Origin of the sequence: Pyxidicoccus caerfyrddinensis (genome assembly GCF_010894405.1) — a bacterium.
Lineage (GTDB): Bacteria > Myxococcota > Myxococcia > Myxococcales > Myxococcaceae > Myxococcus > Myxococcus caerfyrddinensis.
This window is the reverse complement of the sequence record NZ_JAAIYA010000012.1, coordinates 279,193-294,995: the sequence shown is the minus strand read 5'-3', so window position 1 is coordinate 294,995 and position 15,803 is coordinate 279,193. Positions and strand designations below refer to the sequence as shown.

The following is a 15,803-nucleotide window of genomic DNA, read 5'->3' as shown; positions in this document are numbered from 1 at the left end:
GTGCTTTGACCTCATAGGGCCGGGCTGGCATGAAGGTCCGGGCAGTCCCATCTTGAAGTCCCCCGCGGAAGGAACCTTCGAATGAGCTCGACCTCGAGTAGCACGTTGCGCGCGGATCAGATCTGGCTCGATGGGAAGATGGTGAAGTGGGACGAGGGCCAGGTCCACGTGATGACGCACGCGCTCCACTACGGGCTCGGCGTCTTCGAGGGCATCCGGGCCTACAAGACGCATGATGGCCGGCTGGCCGTGTTCCGGCTGCGCGAGCACATCCGCCGCCTGCTCGACTCCGCGCACATCATCCAGCTGCAGATGCCCTACTCCGAGGACGAGCTCGTCGAGGCGTGCCTGGAGCTGCTGCGCCGCCAGAAGACGCTGTTCGCCAACGGCGCCTACCTGCGCCCGGTGGCCTTCATGGGCGACGGCGCCATGGGCCTGGGCGCGGTGAATCCCACCCGCGTGTCCGTCACGGCCTGGGACTGGGGCGCGTACCTGGGCGACAAGGGCCTCAAGGAGGGCATCCGCGCCAAGGTCAGCTCGTTCACCCGCATGCACGTCAACGTCAACATGGTGCGCGGCAAGATTACGGGCCAGTACGTCAACTCCATCCTCGCCAAGCGCGAGGTGGTGAATGCGGGCTACGACGAGGCCATCCTCCTGGACATCAGCGGCTTCGTGGCCGAGGCGTCCGGCGAGAACATCTTCATGGTGAACAAGAAGGGCATCATCAAGACGCCCCCGCTCTCCTCGCCCATCCTGGACGGCATCACCCGCGACACGGTGCTCCAGCTGCTGCGCGACAGTGGCCGCTCGGTGGACGAGGTCACCTTCACGCGTGACGCCCTCTACATCGGCAATGAGATCTTCTTCACCGGCACCGCCGCCGAAATCACCCCGGTGCGCGAGGTGGACAACCGCACCGTGGGCACCGGCCAGGTCGGCCCCATCACCCGCTTCGTGCAGGAGACCTACTTCCGCACCGTGCGCGGCCAGGAGCCCCGCTACGCGGAGTGGCTCACCTACGTCTGAGCGACGCCGCCCTGCCCTCTCCCCACCCTCGGGGAGGGGGCTTCGAGGGTGCGTGTGTGTCCCCCCGCCCGGCCTCCGGGCGGGCTCCTGACGGCCCCGGGCCTACCTGCAACTGAATGTCGGCTGCCCCGTCGTGCGGCGAATGCGCTAGAACAGGGGCCTGATGGCTCCCGCCGGGTACGCGTACGACGACAATCCGTTCAAGCTCGAGAACCCGTCCATCCTCGACATCGCTCCGACCGAGCCGAAGTCGGTGGAGGAGACGGGGCTCAAGATGGGCCTGCTGGCCGACATCGCCCTGAAGTTCCTGTACTACGCGGGCACTGGCACGGGCATGGCCATCGCGGAAGAGATGCGCCTGCCGTGGCCGGGCGTCATCGAGCACGTGGTGGACTTCCTCACCACCGAGAAGCTGGTGGACCTGCGCGGCGGCAAGGGCTTCGGCCGCGCCTCCGTGGAGTTCATCCTCACGGAGAAGGGCCGCGAGTACGCGCGCGACGCGCTCACCCGCACCACCTACGTCGGCCCCGCCCCCGTCCCCATCGAGCAGTACAACGCCCTCATCACCAGCCAGACGGAGGAGACGCCCGTCGTCAGCCAGGAGGAGCTGGTGATGGCGCTCAGCCACCTCACCGTCCCCGCCGAGCTGATGGACAAGCTGGGCCCCGCGGTGAACTCGGGCCGCTCGCTGTTCCTCTACGGGCCGCCCGGCAACGGCAAGACGAGCCTCGCGGAGGCCGTCTCCCACATGTTCGGCGGCGAGGTGTACGTCCCGCACTGCCTCGAAATCGGCAATCAGATCATCCAGGTCCATGACCGGCTCATCCACACGCCGGTGTCCCTGGAGATGGGCGGCGACGCGTCCGGCCGCCGGCAGACCTTCGAGATGGACAACCGCTGGCTGCTCTGCCGCCGGCCCTCCGTCGTCGTGGGCGGAGAGCTGACGCTGGAGACGCTGGACCTCATCTACTCGGAGAGCACCCGCTTCTACGAGGCGCCGTTCCAGGTGAAGGCCAACGGCGGCATGCTCCTCATCGACGACTTCGGCCGCCAGAAGGTCCACCCCACGGACCTGCTCAACCGCTGGATCGTCCCCCTGGAGAAGCGGGTGGACTTCCTGACCCTCCACACGGGCAAGAAGTTCGAGATTCCCTTCGACCAGCTCCTCGTCTTCTCCACCAACCTGGACCCCAAGGAGCTGGTGGACGAGGCCTTCCTGCGCCGCATCAAGTACAAAATCGAGGTCGGAAACCCCGACGAGGAGTCGTACCGGGAGATCTTCCGCCGCGTCTGCGAGGCGGCGGGCATCCCCTACGTGGAGCAGGCCGTCACCTACCTCGTCGAGCACTACTACAAGCCCCGGAGCATGGACCTGCGCGCCTGCCACCCTCGCGATCTGGTCTCCCTCATCAAGGACGCCGCCCGCTACCGGCAGATACCGCCCGCGCTCTCCAAGGACCTGCTCGACCAGGCGTGCGAGGTCTTCCTCGTCAATCTGTGATGATTTCGTTGTTACAACTGCGCGGAATTTCTAGAATCCGCCTGCCGTTGTACTGCTCGGCCGCATGCTTCGGATACCGCCCGCGGCGGAACCGCAGCGAGAAGGAGCCGTAGTCCGTGAAGGAACGCTACCAGGACATCGACGAGAAGAACGAGGCGCTGCGCGAGTACCTCGATATCTACAAGGAAAAGCAGCCGGCGCGCGAGTTCCTCGACAGGCTCGAGATGTCGTGGATCTACCACGACGCGGCTCTGGAGGGCGTCGTCTACACCCATCAGGAATTGATGGCCGCGCTCTTCCCCGGCCGCACCAACGCGGAAGCCTCCATGATTCCGGTGGTCCTCGAGATCCGGAACCACAAGGCCGTGTGCGACTACATCCGTGAGGAGGCGGCGGGCGCCAAGAAGCAGGCGCAGATCACGCTCACCACCATCAAGCGGATGCACGACCTGTTCCTCGGCAACACGCCCGAGGCTCAGACCGAGCGCGCCCGCATGGAGCGTCGCGAGCGCACGGAGAAGGAGCTGGCCAAGGAGCGGGATCGCTCCGGGCTGCGCAAGGACATGCCGCTGCATCGCACGTACTTCCACGACATCTCCCAGCCCGCCAAGATTCAGGGCGAGCTGGAGAAGCTGGTGGACTACACGGCGAGCGCGGAGTTCCGCGAGTTCCACCCCATCAAGCAGGCGGCCACCGTGCAGCACCGGTTCCTGCAGATCTTCCCCTTCACCGAGCACAGCGGGAAGGTGGGGCGGATGTGCAGCAACCTCATCCTCGTGCGCAACGGCTACATGCCGGCCATCATCCACAGCATCGACCGGCAGCGGTACTACGAGTCCTTCCGGGGACCCGTCGCCGCGTTCCGCACGGTGCTGATGGATGCCATGGAGAACTCGCTCGACAACGGGGTGAAGTTCTTCAAGGACCTTGCCCGCAAGTACAAGGCCATCAACAGCTAGCGCCTGACGTCCGGTCGCCGTGCTCCCGTGCGCAGGTGCGCCGGGAGCAGCGGCTCGGGGTGTGCATGGACACCTGCCACCCTGTGCGCCGGACGACGTTGTCCACCGTACGCAAGTACGAGGCCGTCATGGACGAGCGCGACCGCCAGGTGGCCTGCCCCGGGTGCGCCGTTTCCACCGGAACGACGGCCAAAAACCCCTGGGATGTCGCGTGGATCGCCGCGAGGAGCCCGGCTGGGGAGCGATCGGGCTCACGGCCTTCCGCTGCCTCGTGAAGGACGGGCGCGTCGTCGACACCATTGGTGTGCTGGAGACACCGTTTCCAGAACGTTATGGGGAGAACATCCGGCTTCTCGAATCCCTCGGCCGGAGGAAGTAAAGAAGAGCACCCATGCCTGTGACCCACTCCTTCAACAGCCGCCGCAGCAACGGAACCCCGGGGCCCGCCCCCGGTGGACCTCCGGGAGGCGAGCTGTCGGAGCCCCCGCCAACACGGCTCGCCACGTTGCCCGCGCGTGACAAGCTGGAGCGGCTGCTGCGTGTGGCGAAGGGCCACAAGAAGGCCCTCATCCTCACGCACGACAACCCGGATCCGGACTCCATGGCGGCAGCGGTGGCGCTCGCCCAGCTGCTGGAGCGCAGGGCGAACGTGGAGGCCCACGTCGGCTACGGCGGCATCATCGGCCGAGCGGAGAACATCGCCTTCGTGAAGGTGCTGCGCCTGCCGATTTCCCACGTCTCGCAGATCGACTTCGACGACTACGACCTCTTCGGCCTCGTGGACACGCAGCCCAAGGTGGGCAACCACTCGCTGCCGGCGAAGCTGGAAGCGCACATCGTCGTGGACCACCACCCGCTGCGCGAGGAGAGCCTGCAGTCGCCCTTCGCCGACGTGGGCGGTGACTTCGGCGCCACGTCCACCATGCTGGTGGAGTACCTGCGCGCGGCGCGGCTGGAGCCCTCCGAGGAGGTGGCCACCGCCCTCTTCTACGGCCTCAAGGCGGACACGCGAGACCTGGGCCGCGAGACGACACAGACGGACGTGGACAGCTACCTGTGGCTGTTCCCGCGCATGGACAAGTCGATGCTCGCGCAGATCGAGCACCCGGAGCTGCCGGCGCGGTACTTCCAGCTGTACCACACGGCCTTCGAGCGGGCGAAGGTGTACGGCACCGCCATCATCACGGATTTGGAGGAGGTCTACTCCCCGGACATGGTGGCCGAAGTCGCCGAGCGGCTGATGTTCCTCGAGGGCACGAAGTGGTCGCTCGCCTTCGGCACCTACCGCAACCAGCTCTACATGAGCCTGCGGGTGAAGGACCGGCGGATGAACGCGGGCCGCCTCATCCGCGAAATCTTCGAGGACTACGGCGGCTCCTCCGGAGGCCACGGCAGCATGGCGGGCGCGCGGCTGCCGCTGTCCGGCAAGGCGGCGCAGCGCAAGGCGCTCAAGCGCGAGCTGGTGAATCGGTTCAAGGAAGCCTTCGGCGTCGCGAGCGAGCGGCCCGTGTCGCTGCTGTGCGCGCAGGACACGTGATCTACTGGGACTACAACGCCGCCGCTCCGGTGCGCCCGGAGGTGGCGGCGCTCCTCGCCCGCGCCTTCTCCCAGGGCGGCTTCGGCAACGCCTCCAGCGTGCACCAGGGCGGCCGCGATGCGCGCGCCAGGCTGGACGCCGCCCGCGCGAAGGTGGCCCGCGTGCTGGGCTGCGAGCCGAAGGAAGTGACCTTCACGGGCTCCGGCAGCGAGGCGGACGCGCTGGCCCTCGTCGGCGCCTTCCACGCCAGGCCCGTACCCGAGCGCCGCCGCGTGGTGACGTCCGCGGTGGAGCACCCCGCCCTGCTCGGCGCGGTGGCGCAGCTGGAGCGCGAGGGTGCCAGCGTGGTGCGGCTGGCGCCGGGGCCAGATGGACGCGTGCGCGCCGACGACGTGCTGGCCGCGCTCACGCCGGACACGGCGCTGTGCTCGCTGATGTGGGCCAACAACGAGACGGGCGTGGTGCAGCCCGCGGCGGAAGTGGCGCGCGCGTGCCGTCAGCGCGGCGTGCTCTTCCACACGGACGCGGTGCAGGCGGCGGGCAAGGTGCCGCTGTCGCTGCGCGAGGTGGACGCGGACCTGCTCTCCCTCTCCGCGCACAAGTTCGGCGGCCCGCCGGGCGTGGGCGTGCTGGTGGTGCGCAAGGGCGTGGACGTGCGGGCGCTGACGCCGGGCCACCAGGAGGGCGGCCGCCGAGGGGGGACGCAGAACGTGCCCTACGCGGAGGCCCTCGCGCTGGCGCTGGCGCTGGCCGTCGCGGAGCTGCCGGAAGTCTCCGCGCGCGTGGGCGCGCTGCGTGACGCCTTCGAGCGCGAGGCCCTCGCGAGCCTCACCGGCGTGGAGGTGAATGGCGCCGGGGCGCCGCGCGTGCCCAACACCAGCAGCCTGCGCTTCGACGGCGTGGAGGGAGAGGCGCTGCTGATGGCGCTGGATTTGGAAGGCATCTGCGTGTCCACCGGCGCGGCCTGCGCGTCGGGGACGCTGACGCCCTCGCACGTGCTGCGGGCCATGAGCCTGTCGGCGCCCCAGGCGCGCGGCAGCCTGCGCTTCAGCCTGGGCCCCTCCACCTCCGAGGCAGAGGTGGAGCGGGTGCTCCAGGCGCTGCGCCAGCACGTGCCGAAGGTGCGCGCGCTGGCGGGGTAGCGGCCGTCAGTGACGCAGTGGCAGCCGGAGCTGGAAGGTGGAGCCCTCCCCTCGCGAGGAGCGCACCGACAGCGAGCCGCCGTGCAGCCGCGCCAGCTGCGAGGCGATGAACAGGCCCAGGCCGTGACCCCGCTCGTGGTTGTCGTCGGCCCGCTGGAAGCGGTCGAAGATGTTGGGCAGCTCCGACGCTGGGATTCCCACACCCCAGTCGCGCACGTGGATGACGGCCAGCCCGGGACTCATCCCCAGACCCAGCTCCACCCGCTTGCGCTCGCCGCAGTACTTCACTGCGTTGGAGAGCAGGTTGTTGAGCACCTGCCGCACCCGCTCCGCGTCGAAGGAGACCATCACCGGCTCGCGGGTGCCCGTCAGCAGGAACTCCACGTGCGGTTCCAGCTCGCGCCACTCGCCCACGAGCTCGGTGAGGAACGGGACGATGTCGCAGTACGCGGTCCGCAGCTCCACCTTCCCCTCGGACAGGCGCCCCGCGTCGAGGATGGAGGTGATGAGCTGGTTCATCCGGTCCAACTGGCGGAGCACTGCCTCCGCGGACCGGCACTCGGCGTCCCCGCCCCGCTGGGCCACCTTGCGCAGCAGTACCTGCGCGTTGAGCCGGGCCGAGCTCAGCGGCGTCTTCAGCTCGTGCGCCACCCAGTTGACCAGCTCCTCGCGCGCCGCGCTGGACACCGGCCGGGGCTCGCGCGTGGCCGCGCGCTCCGGGTGCTGGTGCGCGGAAGGAGGCCGCGCGCTCAGCGCCGTGGTGACGGCCTCCTCGAAGCTCGACAGGTCCACGGGCTTGGCCAGGAAGGTGTCGGCCTCCTCGCGCCCAACGGGCCGCGCCGCGCTCAGCAGCACGAAGGGCACGGTGGACAGGCGGGGTTCCTCGCGCAGCGCGCGCAGCAGCTCCATGCCCGTGCGCCGCGGCATCATGTGGTCGCTGACCACCAGGTCCGGCGGCTCGGTGCGCGCCAATGTCAGCGCCTCCTCGCCGTTGTGCGCCCGCACCGCGCGGTGGCCGAGCCCCTCCACCACCTCGGCGAAGATCTCCAGCAGCGCCTCTTCGTCTTCCGCGATGAGGACGACGCTCATTCCGCGAACCCGATGCTGGTACCCAGCGGCCTCGCCTGCCCCGTCAGGAGCCCTTCCGCGGAGCGCATGGGCGATTTGACCTTCATCCCCGTGTCGGCGATCTCGAACTCACGCACGTCGTTGTCGTACTTGCTGTCGCGCATCTTGAGGACGGACAGGATTCGGTGGATGCGCCCGCGCAGCTCCACGTAGCGCATGAGCAGCAGGTTCTCCCCGAGGATGGCGATGGGCGCGTCGCTGAAGTCCAGCTCGGTGCCGGCCACCTTCGGCACCTCGCGGGTAAACAGGGACGTCACGCCCGCCACTCGCAGGCGCAACGCCAGCGAGGCGAGGAACGTGCGCCGCCGCTCCCGGTCGTCGATGGCCTCTTCCAGGGACGTGAGCCCGTCGATGACCACCCGCTTCGCGCCCATGCGAGTGATGCTCGTGAGGACGCGGTCCACGACGAGGTCGGCCTCCGCCTCCATGGGCGGCACGTGCATGAACGAGAGCAGGCCGCTCTTCACGTGATGCTCCATCTCCAGGCCGATGCGCCGCGCCCGACTGCTGAGCGAGGCCGGCGAGTCGAAGAAGGAGACAAAGAGGGATGGCTGCGAGTGGCGGGCGCCCTCCGCCGCGAAGTGCGCGGCGAGCAGCGTCTTGCCGATGCCCATGCTCCCCGCGAGCATGGTGGTGCTGTGCAGCGGCAGGCCGCCCTCCATCAGCACGTCCAGCTCCGGCAGTCCGAAGCTGGCGCGGCCCTCGGGCGACGCCACGTCCGACATGTCCGGGGCCTGGGCCTCCAGCCGGGGGATGGACCGCACCCCGTCCTCGCCGATGCACATCAGGTGCTCGCCGGTGAGGTGCGGGCGGCCACGCAACTTCACCACCTCCACGCGGCGCAGGCGGCGCGCGGACCGCTTGTTGACCGACAGGGAGACGATGCCGTCCACCGTGGTGGCCTCCGGGAGCGACAGCAGCTTCTCCAGCGGGTACTCCGTGGTGAAGAGCCCCACGCAGTCCGCCGCGGACAGGCCGATGCCCAGCTCGTAGAGGAACTCGCGCAGCCGCGCCTCGTCCTGCCAGAGGTCGCGAATGGCGCGCAGCCCGTCGATGAAGAGCAGCTTCGCGCCCCGCTTGCGCACCGTCTGCATGAGCAGGTCTCGCGTCTCGCGCGCCCCCTGCTTCAGCGTGGAGTAGGCGCTCATCACGAAGAGCTTCTCGTCGAGCAGCTCCCGCTTGAAGAACGAGAAGCCGGCCAGCTCGCTGACCAGCTTGTCGTGGGGCTCGGAGGTAACGGTGGCGAGCACCACCGGCAGTCCCCGCGCCGCCGCGAGGAACGCCACCTGACTGCACAGGACGGTCTTCCCGCAGCCCGGGTCACCCGTCACGATGACGGACTGGCGTCGCGGAATCCCTCCCCCCAGAAGCCTATCGAAGCTGGGGATACCGGTCTCGAAGAGCGGCCCCGAACGGCTGCTGCTGCTGTCCATCAAGATTGTCCATCGAGCGGCAGGGTACGACGCGCGGACTCCGCTGCTCGGAAGAGGGCGCGTGGAGGGTAGACATCCGGTAGATGCCCGAAGCACGGGACCTAACAACGGAAGGGCACGACTCCAAGGCCATGCCCTGCCCCAAGCAGGCGGCTGCCCGCGTCAATGCTCAATGCCAGACATGTGCTCCGGGAGCCGGGGACGCAGGCTCACCGCCTCCCCTCGCTGCCAGTGCAGGACTTCGTTCACGGAGGGGCCGGGGCCCTACCACTTCTGCTCGGGGATGGACTGCTCGCGCACGTCCTCATCGGGCTGGCCGTAGCCGGGCATTCCATCCTCCCGCGCCTCGTCCGCCTTGGAGTGCCGGCGGGGCTCCTCTTCCTGCGTCTTGCGCTCGGGCGCGTCCTGCTCGGGCTTCGGCTGCTTGGGCTCGGTGGCCATCGGTCTCCTCCCCTGCGCGACTTCACGCGCGGGGAGAAATGTCGTCATCTCCACGGCGGAGCGCACGGGTGCCTTCCTCCGTGAGCAGGCAGCCAGCCGAGGTGCCGCTCCCGCTGCCGGGGGGCGAAGGGGGGAGGCCCCTACCCCGCGCTCGAGCCAGGGGTCCCCGTCGTGGGGGCCGCTCCGCCGGACGAGGACGAGGACGGGGACGACGAGGGCACGTCGTCGCTGGCGCCGAAGAGGCCGCGCACCACGGCGGCGATGGCCAGGGGCGTGCCCACGCGCTCGTCGTAGTGGGGCGTGAGCGCCTGGGCGAACTCCTCGGCCGACGGGAAGCGGTCCTCGAGGTGCTTGGAGAAGGCGCGGTCCACCACCGCCTCCAGCGCCTCGGGCACCTCCGGGCGCAATTCGCGCAGCGGGCGGTACTGGCGGGACCAGATGGCGGCGAAGACCTCGTCCGGCGAGCCGCCCACGAAGGGGCGCTCCAGCGTCAGCAACTCGTAGAGCACCACCGTGGCGGCCCAGAGGTCGGCGGCGGGGTTGACCTCGCCCAGCAGCGACTCCGGAGACAGGTAGTACGGCTTGCCCAGCACCTCGCCGCCCTGCAGCTTGCCGTCCACCAGCACGCGCGACACGCCGAAGTCGCCCAGCTTGATTTCCCCCACGCGGGAGATGAACAGGTTGGAGGGGGACACGTCGCAGTGGACGATGCCCAGCGGCTCGCCCGTCGGCCCGGTGGCGGTGTGCGCGTACGCGAGCGCCTCCAGCAGCGCCTTGCCCAGGTACACCGCGAAGTCCAACGGCAGGGGGATGCCGCGCACCTTGCAGCGCCGGAGGATCTGGCCGAGGTCGCGCCCGTCCACCAGCTCCATGACGATGAAGTAGATGCCCTCCAGCACGCCGGCATCCAGCACCGTGACGATGTTGGGGTGGTGCAGCTGCTTGGACAGCTGCGCCTCGCGGGCGAAGAGGGACACCGAGGCGGGGTCCCTCGTCAGCGCCGGCAACAGCCGCTTGAGCGCCACCGTCCAGCCCTCGCGAGGGCCGGCCAGCACGCGCGCGCGGTACACCTCCGCCATGCCGCCCTTGCCGAGCACGGAGAGGATTTCGTAGTTGCCGAAGACCCGGGTGGTCTTCCCTGGAGCGGGCGGCTGGCTCACGGGATGGTGCTTCCGGCCCCCAGCGCCTCGCGGCCGGGCGCCCGCTTGCGGTTGCGCTGCTGCCGCAGCGCCTCGATGTCCTCCTGCAGCGCGGCCTCCGGCACGGCCTCCGCGGGCCGGTTCCCCGGCGCCCAGCCCAGATCCATGGCCCGGCGCAGCGCCTCCCGGGCGCGGGGGCGCTTCTTGTCGCGCAGGTGCGCGTAGGCCAGCCACAGGTGCACGTCCGGCCGGGTCGACGCGCGCATGCGCTCCAGCGTCGTCAGGGCACCGGGAACGTTCCCCAGCTCCAGCTGGCAGGTCGCGAGCCCCACCGCCGCCGCGGGGTTGCGGTCATCCGTCGCCAGCACGTACTCGAAGTGGCGCTGCGCCTCCACGCAGTTGCCGGCCGCGAGCTGTCGATGCCCCTCTTCCAGGGACGGCACCCCCGCCTCCGGCGCGCGTCGGGCCTCCGCGGCGGGCGCCGCCGCGCTTGCGGCCTTCGGCGCGGGGACGGCGGCCTCCTCGTCGGCCGCCTCGGGCTCCGGGTCCTGGGAGTCGTCCTGCTGCGGGGCCGTGGACCGGAGCAGCAGGAGCAGGCCGTCCTTCAGCGCCGGGGAGCGGCAGCCCTTGGGCGGCTGGACCAGCGCGCTCAGCACCCGGTCATACGCGTTGATGAAGAAGAGCGCCGGGTGGCTCTGCTTCTCCATGCAGCTGGGCCCCGTCTGGCACAGCAGCACGCTGCCCACCAGCACGTGGCCCTGGAGCTCGCCCTTCACCACCTGCGTGCCGGGCTCGAAGCCGCAGGCGCCGCCCTTCCCGGTGGCCGTGCCAATCACCTGCTCGCCCTCGGTGCGGAACTCCACCGGGCCGTACATATCCCCCAGGTAGGGGCCGGACACGGTCGGTCCCGCCCATGCGAGGCCGGAGGCGACGACGGAAAGAACCGTCGCGAGTGCCTTGTTGGAAAGCGCGGGCGGCATGTGCGGGAGTCTTTTCATCATAGAAGCCGCGAGGCTGCCTTGTAAACGCACGAGGAAGCCTTGACCCCGCCGCCCCCCGTCCTTATCATTTCCCCAGACTCTTACGGGTTTTCCCAATAGATTCGAGGACTTGGTAGCACTGTAGCTTGAGCTTTGTTACAAAGGGCTGTCCCCTGCGGGGCGCGTGATGCCCAGCAGAAATTCGAACCGATACGTCCATTCCGGGGTCCGTTTCGGTCGCCATGTGCAAGCCCTCCCTCCTCACGGGGGATGAGGGAAGCCTGCGGCGGCATGATTTCGGTTCCCACCTGGCTTTCAGAGGGTTCAATGGACGCTGGGCACACGGCCATGCGGCGGGGGACTTTTTCTGCGGAGTGGCGGCGGTGAGCGAGACGGTGGTGGAAGAGGCGGCGGCGAGGAAGCAGACGCTGCGTGAAGAGTTGACGGCGCGCCGCAAGGCGATGACGCCGGACATCATCGACACGCGGGGTCTCAAGGTTCAGTCTCGGTTTCTGGCAGCTCCGTACTATCAGAAGGCGAGAACGGTGGCCTTGTATGCCCCCATTCGGGGCGAGGTGCCCACGCGGGACATTTTGATTGCGGCTTTGCAGGACGACAAAATCGTCTGCTACCCGCTGTCCCACGTACACGGGCGCATCCTCTCATTCAGGGCCATCAAATCGGAGAGCGAGCTGGAGCCGGGAAGACTGGGGGTCAGGGAGCCAAGCAACTCCTCGGACCTCATCCCGGTGGACCAGATAGACCTCTTCGTGGTGCCGGGCCTGGGGTTCACCCGGGACGGCAAGAGGCTGGGGCGCGGGGGCGGCTATTACGACGCCACCCTCCGTGCGGCCAGCCAGCGCAGTCGCAGGGTCGGCCTGGCCTTCAATGACCAGGTCGTCCAGGTGCTGCCCACCACGAGTGACGACGTGGACATGGATCTCATCGTGACGGAGTCCGAGTCGCTGCGGGGCCTGTACCGCGACTGGGACTTCCTCGATACGTGAGGGTCCTCTTCATGGGAGACGTCGTGGGCCGCCCGGGACTCCAGGCGGTCCGCACGCTCCTTCCTCGTCTCGTGTCCGAGCACGGGGTGGACCTGTGCGTGGCCAACGCTGAGAACAGCGAGGGCGGCGCCGGCATCAGCGCGGAGACCGCTACGTACCTGCTCGACAGCGGCATCAAGCTGCTGACGAGCGGGAACCATTTCTACACGAAGAAGGCCATCCTCCCCTGGGTGAAGGAGCATCCGGACCTGCTCCTGCGGCCGGCGAACTACCCCAAGGGGACGCCGGGACGCGGGCATGGACTGGTGCGGCTCGCCGACGGCCGGGCCCTGGGCGTCATCAACCTGGAGGGGCGCGTCTTCATGCGCACCGAGGACAGCCCCTTCGAGGTGGTGCTGCCCCTGGTGGAGGAGCTGCGCAAGGAAACGCCCTGCATCCTGGTGGACATGCACTGCGAGGCGAGCAGCGAGAAGAACGCCATGGGCGTGCACCTGGACGGCAAGGTGTCCGCGGTGGTGGGCACGCACACGCACGTGCAGACGGCGGATGAGCGCATCCTCCCCGGCGGCACGGCCTTCATCACCGACGTGGGCATGTGTGGCCCGTTGGACTCCGTCATCGGCATGAAGAAGGAGTCCTCGCTGGCGCGCTTCCGCGGGGAGAAGGCGCCCTACGAGGTGGCGGAGAAGCTGGTGTACCTGCAGGGCGTGGTCATCGACATCGACGACACGACGGGCCGGCCCCGGAGCATCGAGCGGGTGCGCCAGCGCCTGCCGGGCACCTGAGCGCCCCCGGAGGAAGTGCCGCCACGGGCGGTGCAAATCGGCTAGGTTGCGCGCGTCATGACTACGGACGCGCTGCGCAAGGCGACCCCCGAGGAGCAGTTCGAAGAAGTCACCCGAGGCACCGTGGACATCCAGGTGCCCGAGGAGCTGAAGAAGAAGCTCCAGCGCTCGTATGACACGGGCAAGCCGCTGGTCATCAAGGCGGGGTTCGATCCGAGCCGGCCTGATTTGCACCTCGGCCACTCGCTCCTGCTGACGCGCATGCGGCGCTTCCAGGACTTCGGGCACACGGTGGTGTTCCTCATCGGCGACTTCACCGCGCTGATTGGCGATCCGACGGGGCGCAACGCCACGCGCCCGGCGCTCACGCGCGACGAGGTGAAGGCCAACGCGGAGACCTACAAGCAGCAGGTCTTCAAGGTGCTGGACGCGGACAAGACGCTGGTGCGCTTCAACTCCACCTGGCTGGACGCGCTGGGCACGGAGGGGATGATCCGCCTGGCGGCGCGCTACTCGGTGCAGCGCATGCTGGAGCGCGACGACTTCAAGAAGCGCTTCCGGGAGAACGTCTCCATCTCGCTGCACGAGTTCATGTACCCGCTCTTGCAGGGCTACGACTCGGTGGCGCTGAAGTCGGACGTGGAGCTGGGCGCGACGGATCAGCTCTTCAACCTGCTCGTGGGCCGCCAGCTCATGAAGGAGGAGGGGCTGGAGCCGCAGGTCATCATGACGGGCCCCATCCTGGAGGGGCTCAACGCGAAGCTGATCGACGGGAAGATTACCGGCGACAAGATGTCCAAGAGCCTGGACAACTACGTGGGCATCGACGAGCCGCCGGAGACCATCTTCGGCAAGCTGATGAGCATCACCGATGACCTGATGTGGCGGTACCTGGAGCTGCTCTCGGCGAAGACGCTGAAGGAGCTCTCGGAGATGCGCGCGAAGGTCCAGGGCGGCGAGCTGCACCCCATGACGGTGAAGAAGGACTTCGCCCGGGAGATGGCGGTGCGCTTCCACGGCGAGGACGGCGGCCGCAAGGCGGTGGAGGCCTGGGACAACCTCAAGAAGGAGGCCCCGCAGGCGAGCCTGGAGCTGGTGGAGGTGTCGCTGGCCGGGGCGGAGAAGCAGCTCCTGTTCAAGCTGCTGCCGGAGACGAAGCTGGTGGCCTCGGCGACGAAGGCCCGCGAGGCGATGGCCCAGGGCAGCGTGCGCGTCAACGGCGAGAAGGTGACGGACCTCAAGGCGGAGTACGGCGCGGGTGAGTACACCGTGCAGGTGGGCAAGGCCCGCACGGACAAGCCGAACGCGGTGCGGCTGAAGCTCACCTGAGCTTGACGCTCTCGCATGAGGCGGGAGAGGCGCGCACGGCCCCGCCGAGCGCCGTGCGCTCGAGGTTCACCGAAGCCCTGGGTGCTCGCCGGGGCTGGCCCGGTGAAGGCCCGCCTGTCCCCGCCGGCCTGTGCTCTCTGCGACGCCCGGTTGAATGCCGGGCAAGGAAGGGCCGTCCCACGCGCCGACCCCGCCCCGTAGGGCCGCTCCTCCCGAGCGACTGACGGGCCGCTGTAGACTCCCGCGCGCCATGCGTCTTCCCCTCCCCTTCCTTGCCCTCTGCCTTGCCACCGCCCTCCCCGCCCTGGCGGGCCCCGGGGCCTTCGTCTCCGAAGTCCGCGTGGACGCGGTGGACCAGCCCGAGTCGACGCGGATGGTCTTCACGGTGGAGCCCGGCACCTCGTACCCGCTCCTGAAGAAGGGCGGCCCCAATCGGACGTGGTGCAAGCTGCAGGGCCCGTCCTCCGAGGGCTGGGTGCTGTGCGAGGGCGCGCCAGAAGCCGCCGCCCCCCGCGCCCCGAGCGCGGCGGAATTGGCCGCCGCGGACCGCGCCAACTCCGAGCAGCAGGCCCGGGGCAAGGCGGAGCAGCAGGCCCGCTTCGCCGCCATGGCGAAGCCTGAGACCGGGGCCGACGAGGAGCGCGGCGACATCCAGTTCACCTCCACGCGCGGGGCCACGGCTCGAGCGACCTGGAAGCCCGCCACGGGCTGCGCGACGACGTGTGAGACGAAGCCCCTGTTCGGCAAGCCGCTGACGCTGACGCCGCTGGACCGCGAGGTGCTGGACCTGTGCCCCGCGCGTCCGGACGTGAGCGTGGGCGCGGGGGACGTGCAGCGCTTCTTCTCGCGGTACTACGACGACCCGCGCATCCAGCGGGCGCTGTCCGCAGCGGGGCGGCCGGGCTCGCGGCAGGGCAACATCGAGTGGCTCACGGGACTGTGGGTGAGCACCGGCCCGCGCAACGCCTTCACGCACGTGTTCTGCGGAGACGACTGGGAGCGCGGCCCCATTGGCGGGCTGCACTTCCTGCCGCGCTACGCGCAGCTCGAGTCGGAGGGGAAGCTCTGCTACGGCGGCCCGGTGCGCGGCGGCGCGCAGAAGGGCGACCAGTACCTCATCAAGTACCGGGGCGTGGCACCGTGGTCCTGCGGCGAAAAGAAGGTGGGCGGGTTCTCGCGCTCGCCGGACGCGGTGGGGATGGTGGCCATCGGCACGCGAGCCTTCGCCCGGTGCTGCGCGCGCGGCGGGGCGAAGAAGGAGGGCGGCGTGTACTCGGCGCCGGACCTGGGGGGCTCGGCGTGGCGCATCTGGTGCGGCACGCGCAACGGCACCTACGGCATCGCCACCCTGCACCCCACCGACGAGCAGCCCACCTGCGGGGACTGAAGGCCC

The 15,803-nt window shown here is 69.3% G+C and carries 15 protein-coding genes and 1 other RNA gene; 11 read left to right on the top strand and 5 right to left on the bottom strand.

Annotated features, from left to right (window positions below; translation table 11 throughout):
• Window positions 1-81 precede the first annotated feature (81 nt).
• The 6 genes from G4D86_RS28780 (at window position 82) to G4D86_RS28755 (ending at window position 6,168) form a co-directional block, all read left to right on the top strand.
• Window positions 82-1,029: a branched-chain amino acid transaminase gene (locus tag G4D86_RS28780; protein WP_163997257.1), complete on the top strand. Its 948-nt coding sequence runs from the start codon at window positions 82-84 to the stop codon at window positions 1,027-1,029.
• Window positions 1,030-1,189: 160 nt separating this feature from the next.
• Window positions 1,190-2,530 (top strand): AAA family ATPase, encoded by a 1,341-nt coding sequence (locus tag G4D86_RS28775; RefSeq protein WP_163997345.1) that lies wholly within the window; start codon window positions 1,190-1,192, stop codon window positions 2,528-2,530.
• Between the two features lie 116 nt (window positions 2,531-2,646).
• A complete protein-coding gene (locus G4D86_RS28770) occupies window positions 2,647-3,489 on the top strand; it encodes a Fic family protein (protein ID WP_163997256.1) in 843 nt (280 codons plus the stop codon).
• Between the two features lie 211 nt (window positions 3,490-3,700).
• Window positions 3,701-3,868, top strand: coding sequence for a hypothetical protein (locus G4D86_RS52240; protein ID WP_205519790.1), 168 nt, complete (start codon window positions 3,701-3,703; stop codon window positions 3,866-3,868).
• Window positions 3,869-3,880: 12 nt separating this feature from the next.
• On the top strand, window positions 3,881-5,026 hold the full coding sequence (locus G4D86_RS28760) for a DHH family phosphoesterase (protein WP_163997255.1): 1,146 nt from the start codon (window positions 3,881-3,883) through the stop codon (window positions 5,024-5,026).
• Window positions 5,023-6,168 carry a cysteine desulfurase family protein gene (locus tag G4D86_RS28755; RefSeq protein ID WP_163997254.1) on the top strand — a complete coding sequence of 382 codons (1,146 nt, stop codon included), beginning with the start codon at window positions 5,023-5,025 and terminating at the stop codon, window positions 6,166-6,168. The genes G4D86_RS28760 and G4D86_RS28755 overlap by 4 nt, the downstream gene beginning before the upstream one ends.
• 6 nt (window positions 6,169-6,174) lie before the next feature.
• Here the strand turns inward: G4D86_RS28755 and G4D86_RS28750 are convergent, their stop codons facing one another.
• The 5 genes from G4D86_RS28750 to G4D86_RS28735 form a co-directional block, all read right to left on the bottom strand.
• A complete protein-coding gene (locus G4D86_RS28750) occupies window positions 6,175-7,257 on the bottom strand; it encodes an ATP-binding response regulator (protein ID WP_163997253.1) in 1,083 nt (360 codons plus the stop codon).
• Complete coding sequence (locus G4D86_RS28745; RefSeq protein ID WP_205519788.1) at window positions 7,254-8,729, bottom strand: ATPase domain-containing protein; 1,476 nt, start codon at window positions 8,727-8,729, stop codon at window positions 7,254-7,256. Before G4D86_RS28745 ends, G4D86_RS28750 begins: the two co-directional genes overlap by 4 nt.
• A 264-nt stretch (window positions 8,730-8,993) precedes the next feature.
• Window positions 8,994-9,170 (bottom strand): hypothetical protein, encoded by a 177-nt coding sequence (locus G4D86_RS52235; protein WP_205519786.1) that lies wholly within the window; start codon window positions 9,168-9,170, stop codon window positions 8,994-8,996.
• A 140-nt stretch (window positions 9,171-9,310) separates the two neighbouring features.
• Window positions 9,311-10,330, bottom strand: coding sequence for a serine/threonine-protein kinase (locus tag G4D86_RS28740; RefSeq protein ID WP_163997251.1), 1,020 nt, complete (start codon window positions 10,328-10,330; stop codon window positions 9,311-9,313).
• Complete coding sequence (locus G4D86_RS28735; RefSeq protein WP_163997250.1) at window positions 10,327-11,289, bottom strand: tetratricopeptide repeat protein; 963 nt, start codon at window positions 11,287-11,289, stop codon at window positions 10,327-10,329. The genes G4D86_RS28740 and G4D86_RS28735 overlap by 4 nt, the downstream gene beginning before the upstream one ends.
• 167 nt (window positions 11,290-11,456) lie before the next feature.
• On the opposite strand from G4D86_RS28735, the gene ssrS reads away from it, so the two are divergent.
• The 5 genes from ssrS to G4D86_RS28715 all read left to right on the top strand — a co-directional run bounded on the left by ssrS (window position 11,457) and on the right by G4D86_RS28715 (window position 15,797).
• A non-coding RNA gene (gene ssrS, locus G4D86_RS54535) (6S RNA) lies at window positions 11,457-11,653 on the top strand.
• A gap of 19 nt (window positions 11,654-11,672) precedes the next feature.
• On the top strand, window positions 11,673-12,296 hold the full coding sequence (locus G4D86_RS28730) for a 5-formyltetrahydrofolate cyclo-ligase (protein WP_163997249.1): 624 nt from the start codon (window positions 11,673-11,675) through the stop codon (window positions 12,294-12,296).
• Window positions 12,297-12,307: 11 nt separating this feature from the next.
• Window positions 12,308-13,081, top strand: a complete 774-nt coding sequence (locus G4D86_RS28725; RefSeq protein WP_240360522.1) for a TIGR00282 family metallophosphoesterase — start codon at window positions 12,308-12,310, stop codon at window positions 13,079-13,081.
• A 57-nt stretch (window positions 13,082-13,138) separates the two neighbouring features.
• Entirely contained in the window at window positions 13,139-14,410 is a 1,272-nt protein-coding gene (gene tyrS / locus G4D86_RS28720) for a tyrosine--tRNA ligase (protein WP_163997247.1), read from the top strand.
• 250 nt (window positions 14,411-14,660) lie between these two features.
• Window positions 14,661-15,797 (top strand): EndoU domain-containing protein, encoded by a 1,137-nt coding sequence (locus G4D86_RS28715; protein WP_163997246.1) that lies wholly within the window; start codon window positions 14,661-14,663, stop codon window positions 15,795-15,797.
• The last annotated feature ends 6 nt before the right edge of the window (window positions 15,798-15,803 follow it).

Excerpts from the sequence above, each read along its gene's own strand:
- G4D86_RS28725 (WP_240360522.1), top strand. The coding sequence starts at position 12,308 with ATGGGAGACGTCGTGGGCCGCCCGGGACTCCAGGCGGTCCGCACGCTC.
- tyrS (WP_163997247.1), top strand. The coding sequence starts at position 13,139 with ATGACTACGGACGCGCTGCGCAAGGCGACCCCCGAGGAGCAGTTCGAA.
- G4D86_RS28750 (WP_163997253.1), bottom strand. The coding sequence starts at position 7,257 with ATGAGCGTCGTCCTCATCGCGGAAGACGAAGAGGCGCTGCTGGAGATC.
- G4D86_RS28780 (WP_163997257.1), top strand. The coding sequence starts at position 82 with ATGAGCTCGACCTCGAGTAGCACGTTGCGCGCGGATCAGATCTGGCTC.
- G4D86_RS52235 (WP_205519786.1), bottom strand. The coding sequence starts at position 9,170 with ATGGCCACCGAGCCCAAGCAGCCGAAGCCCGAGCAGGACGCGCCCGAG.
- G4D86_RS28715 (WP_163997246.1), top strand. The coding sequence starts at position 14,661 with ATGCGTCTTCCCCTCCCCTTCCTTGCCCTCTGCCTTGCCACCGCCCTC.
- G4D86_RS28760 (WP_163997255.1), top strand. The coding sequence starts at position 3,881 with ATGCCTGTGACCCACTCCTTCAACAGCCGCCGCAGCAACGGAACCCCG.
- G4D86_RS28735 (WP_163997250.1), bottom strand. The coding sequence starts at position 11,289 with ATGCCGCCCGCGCTTTCCAACAAGGCACTCGCGACGGTTCTTTCCGTC.
- G4D86_RS28745 (WP_205519788.1), bottom strand. The coding sequence starts at position 8,729 with ATGGACAGCAGCAGCAGCCGTTCGGGGCCGCTCTTCGAGACCGGTATC.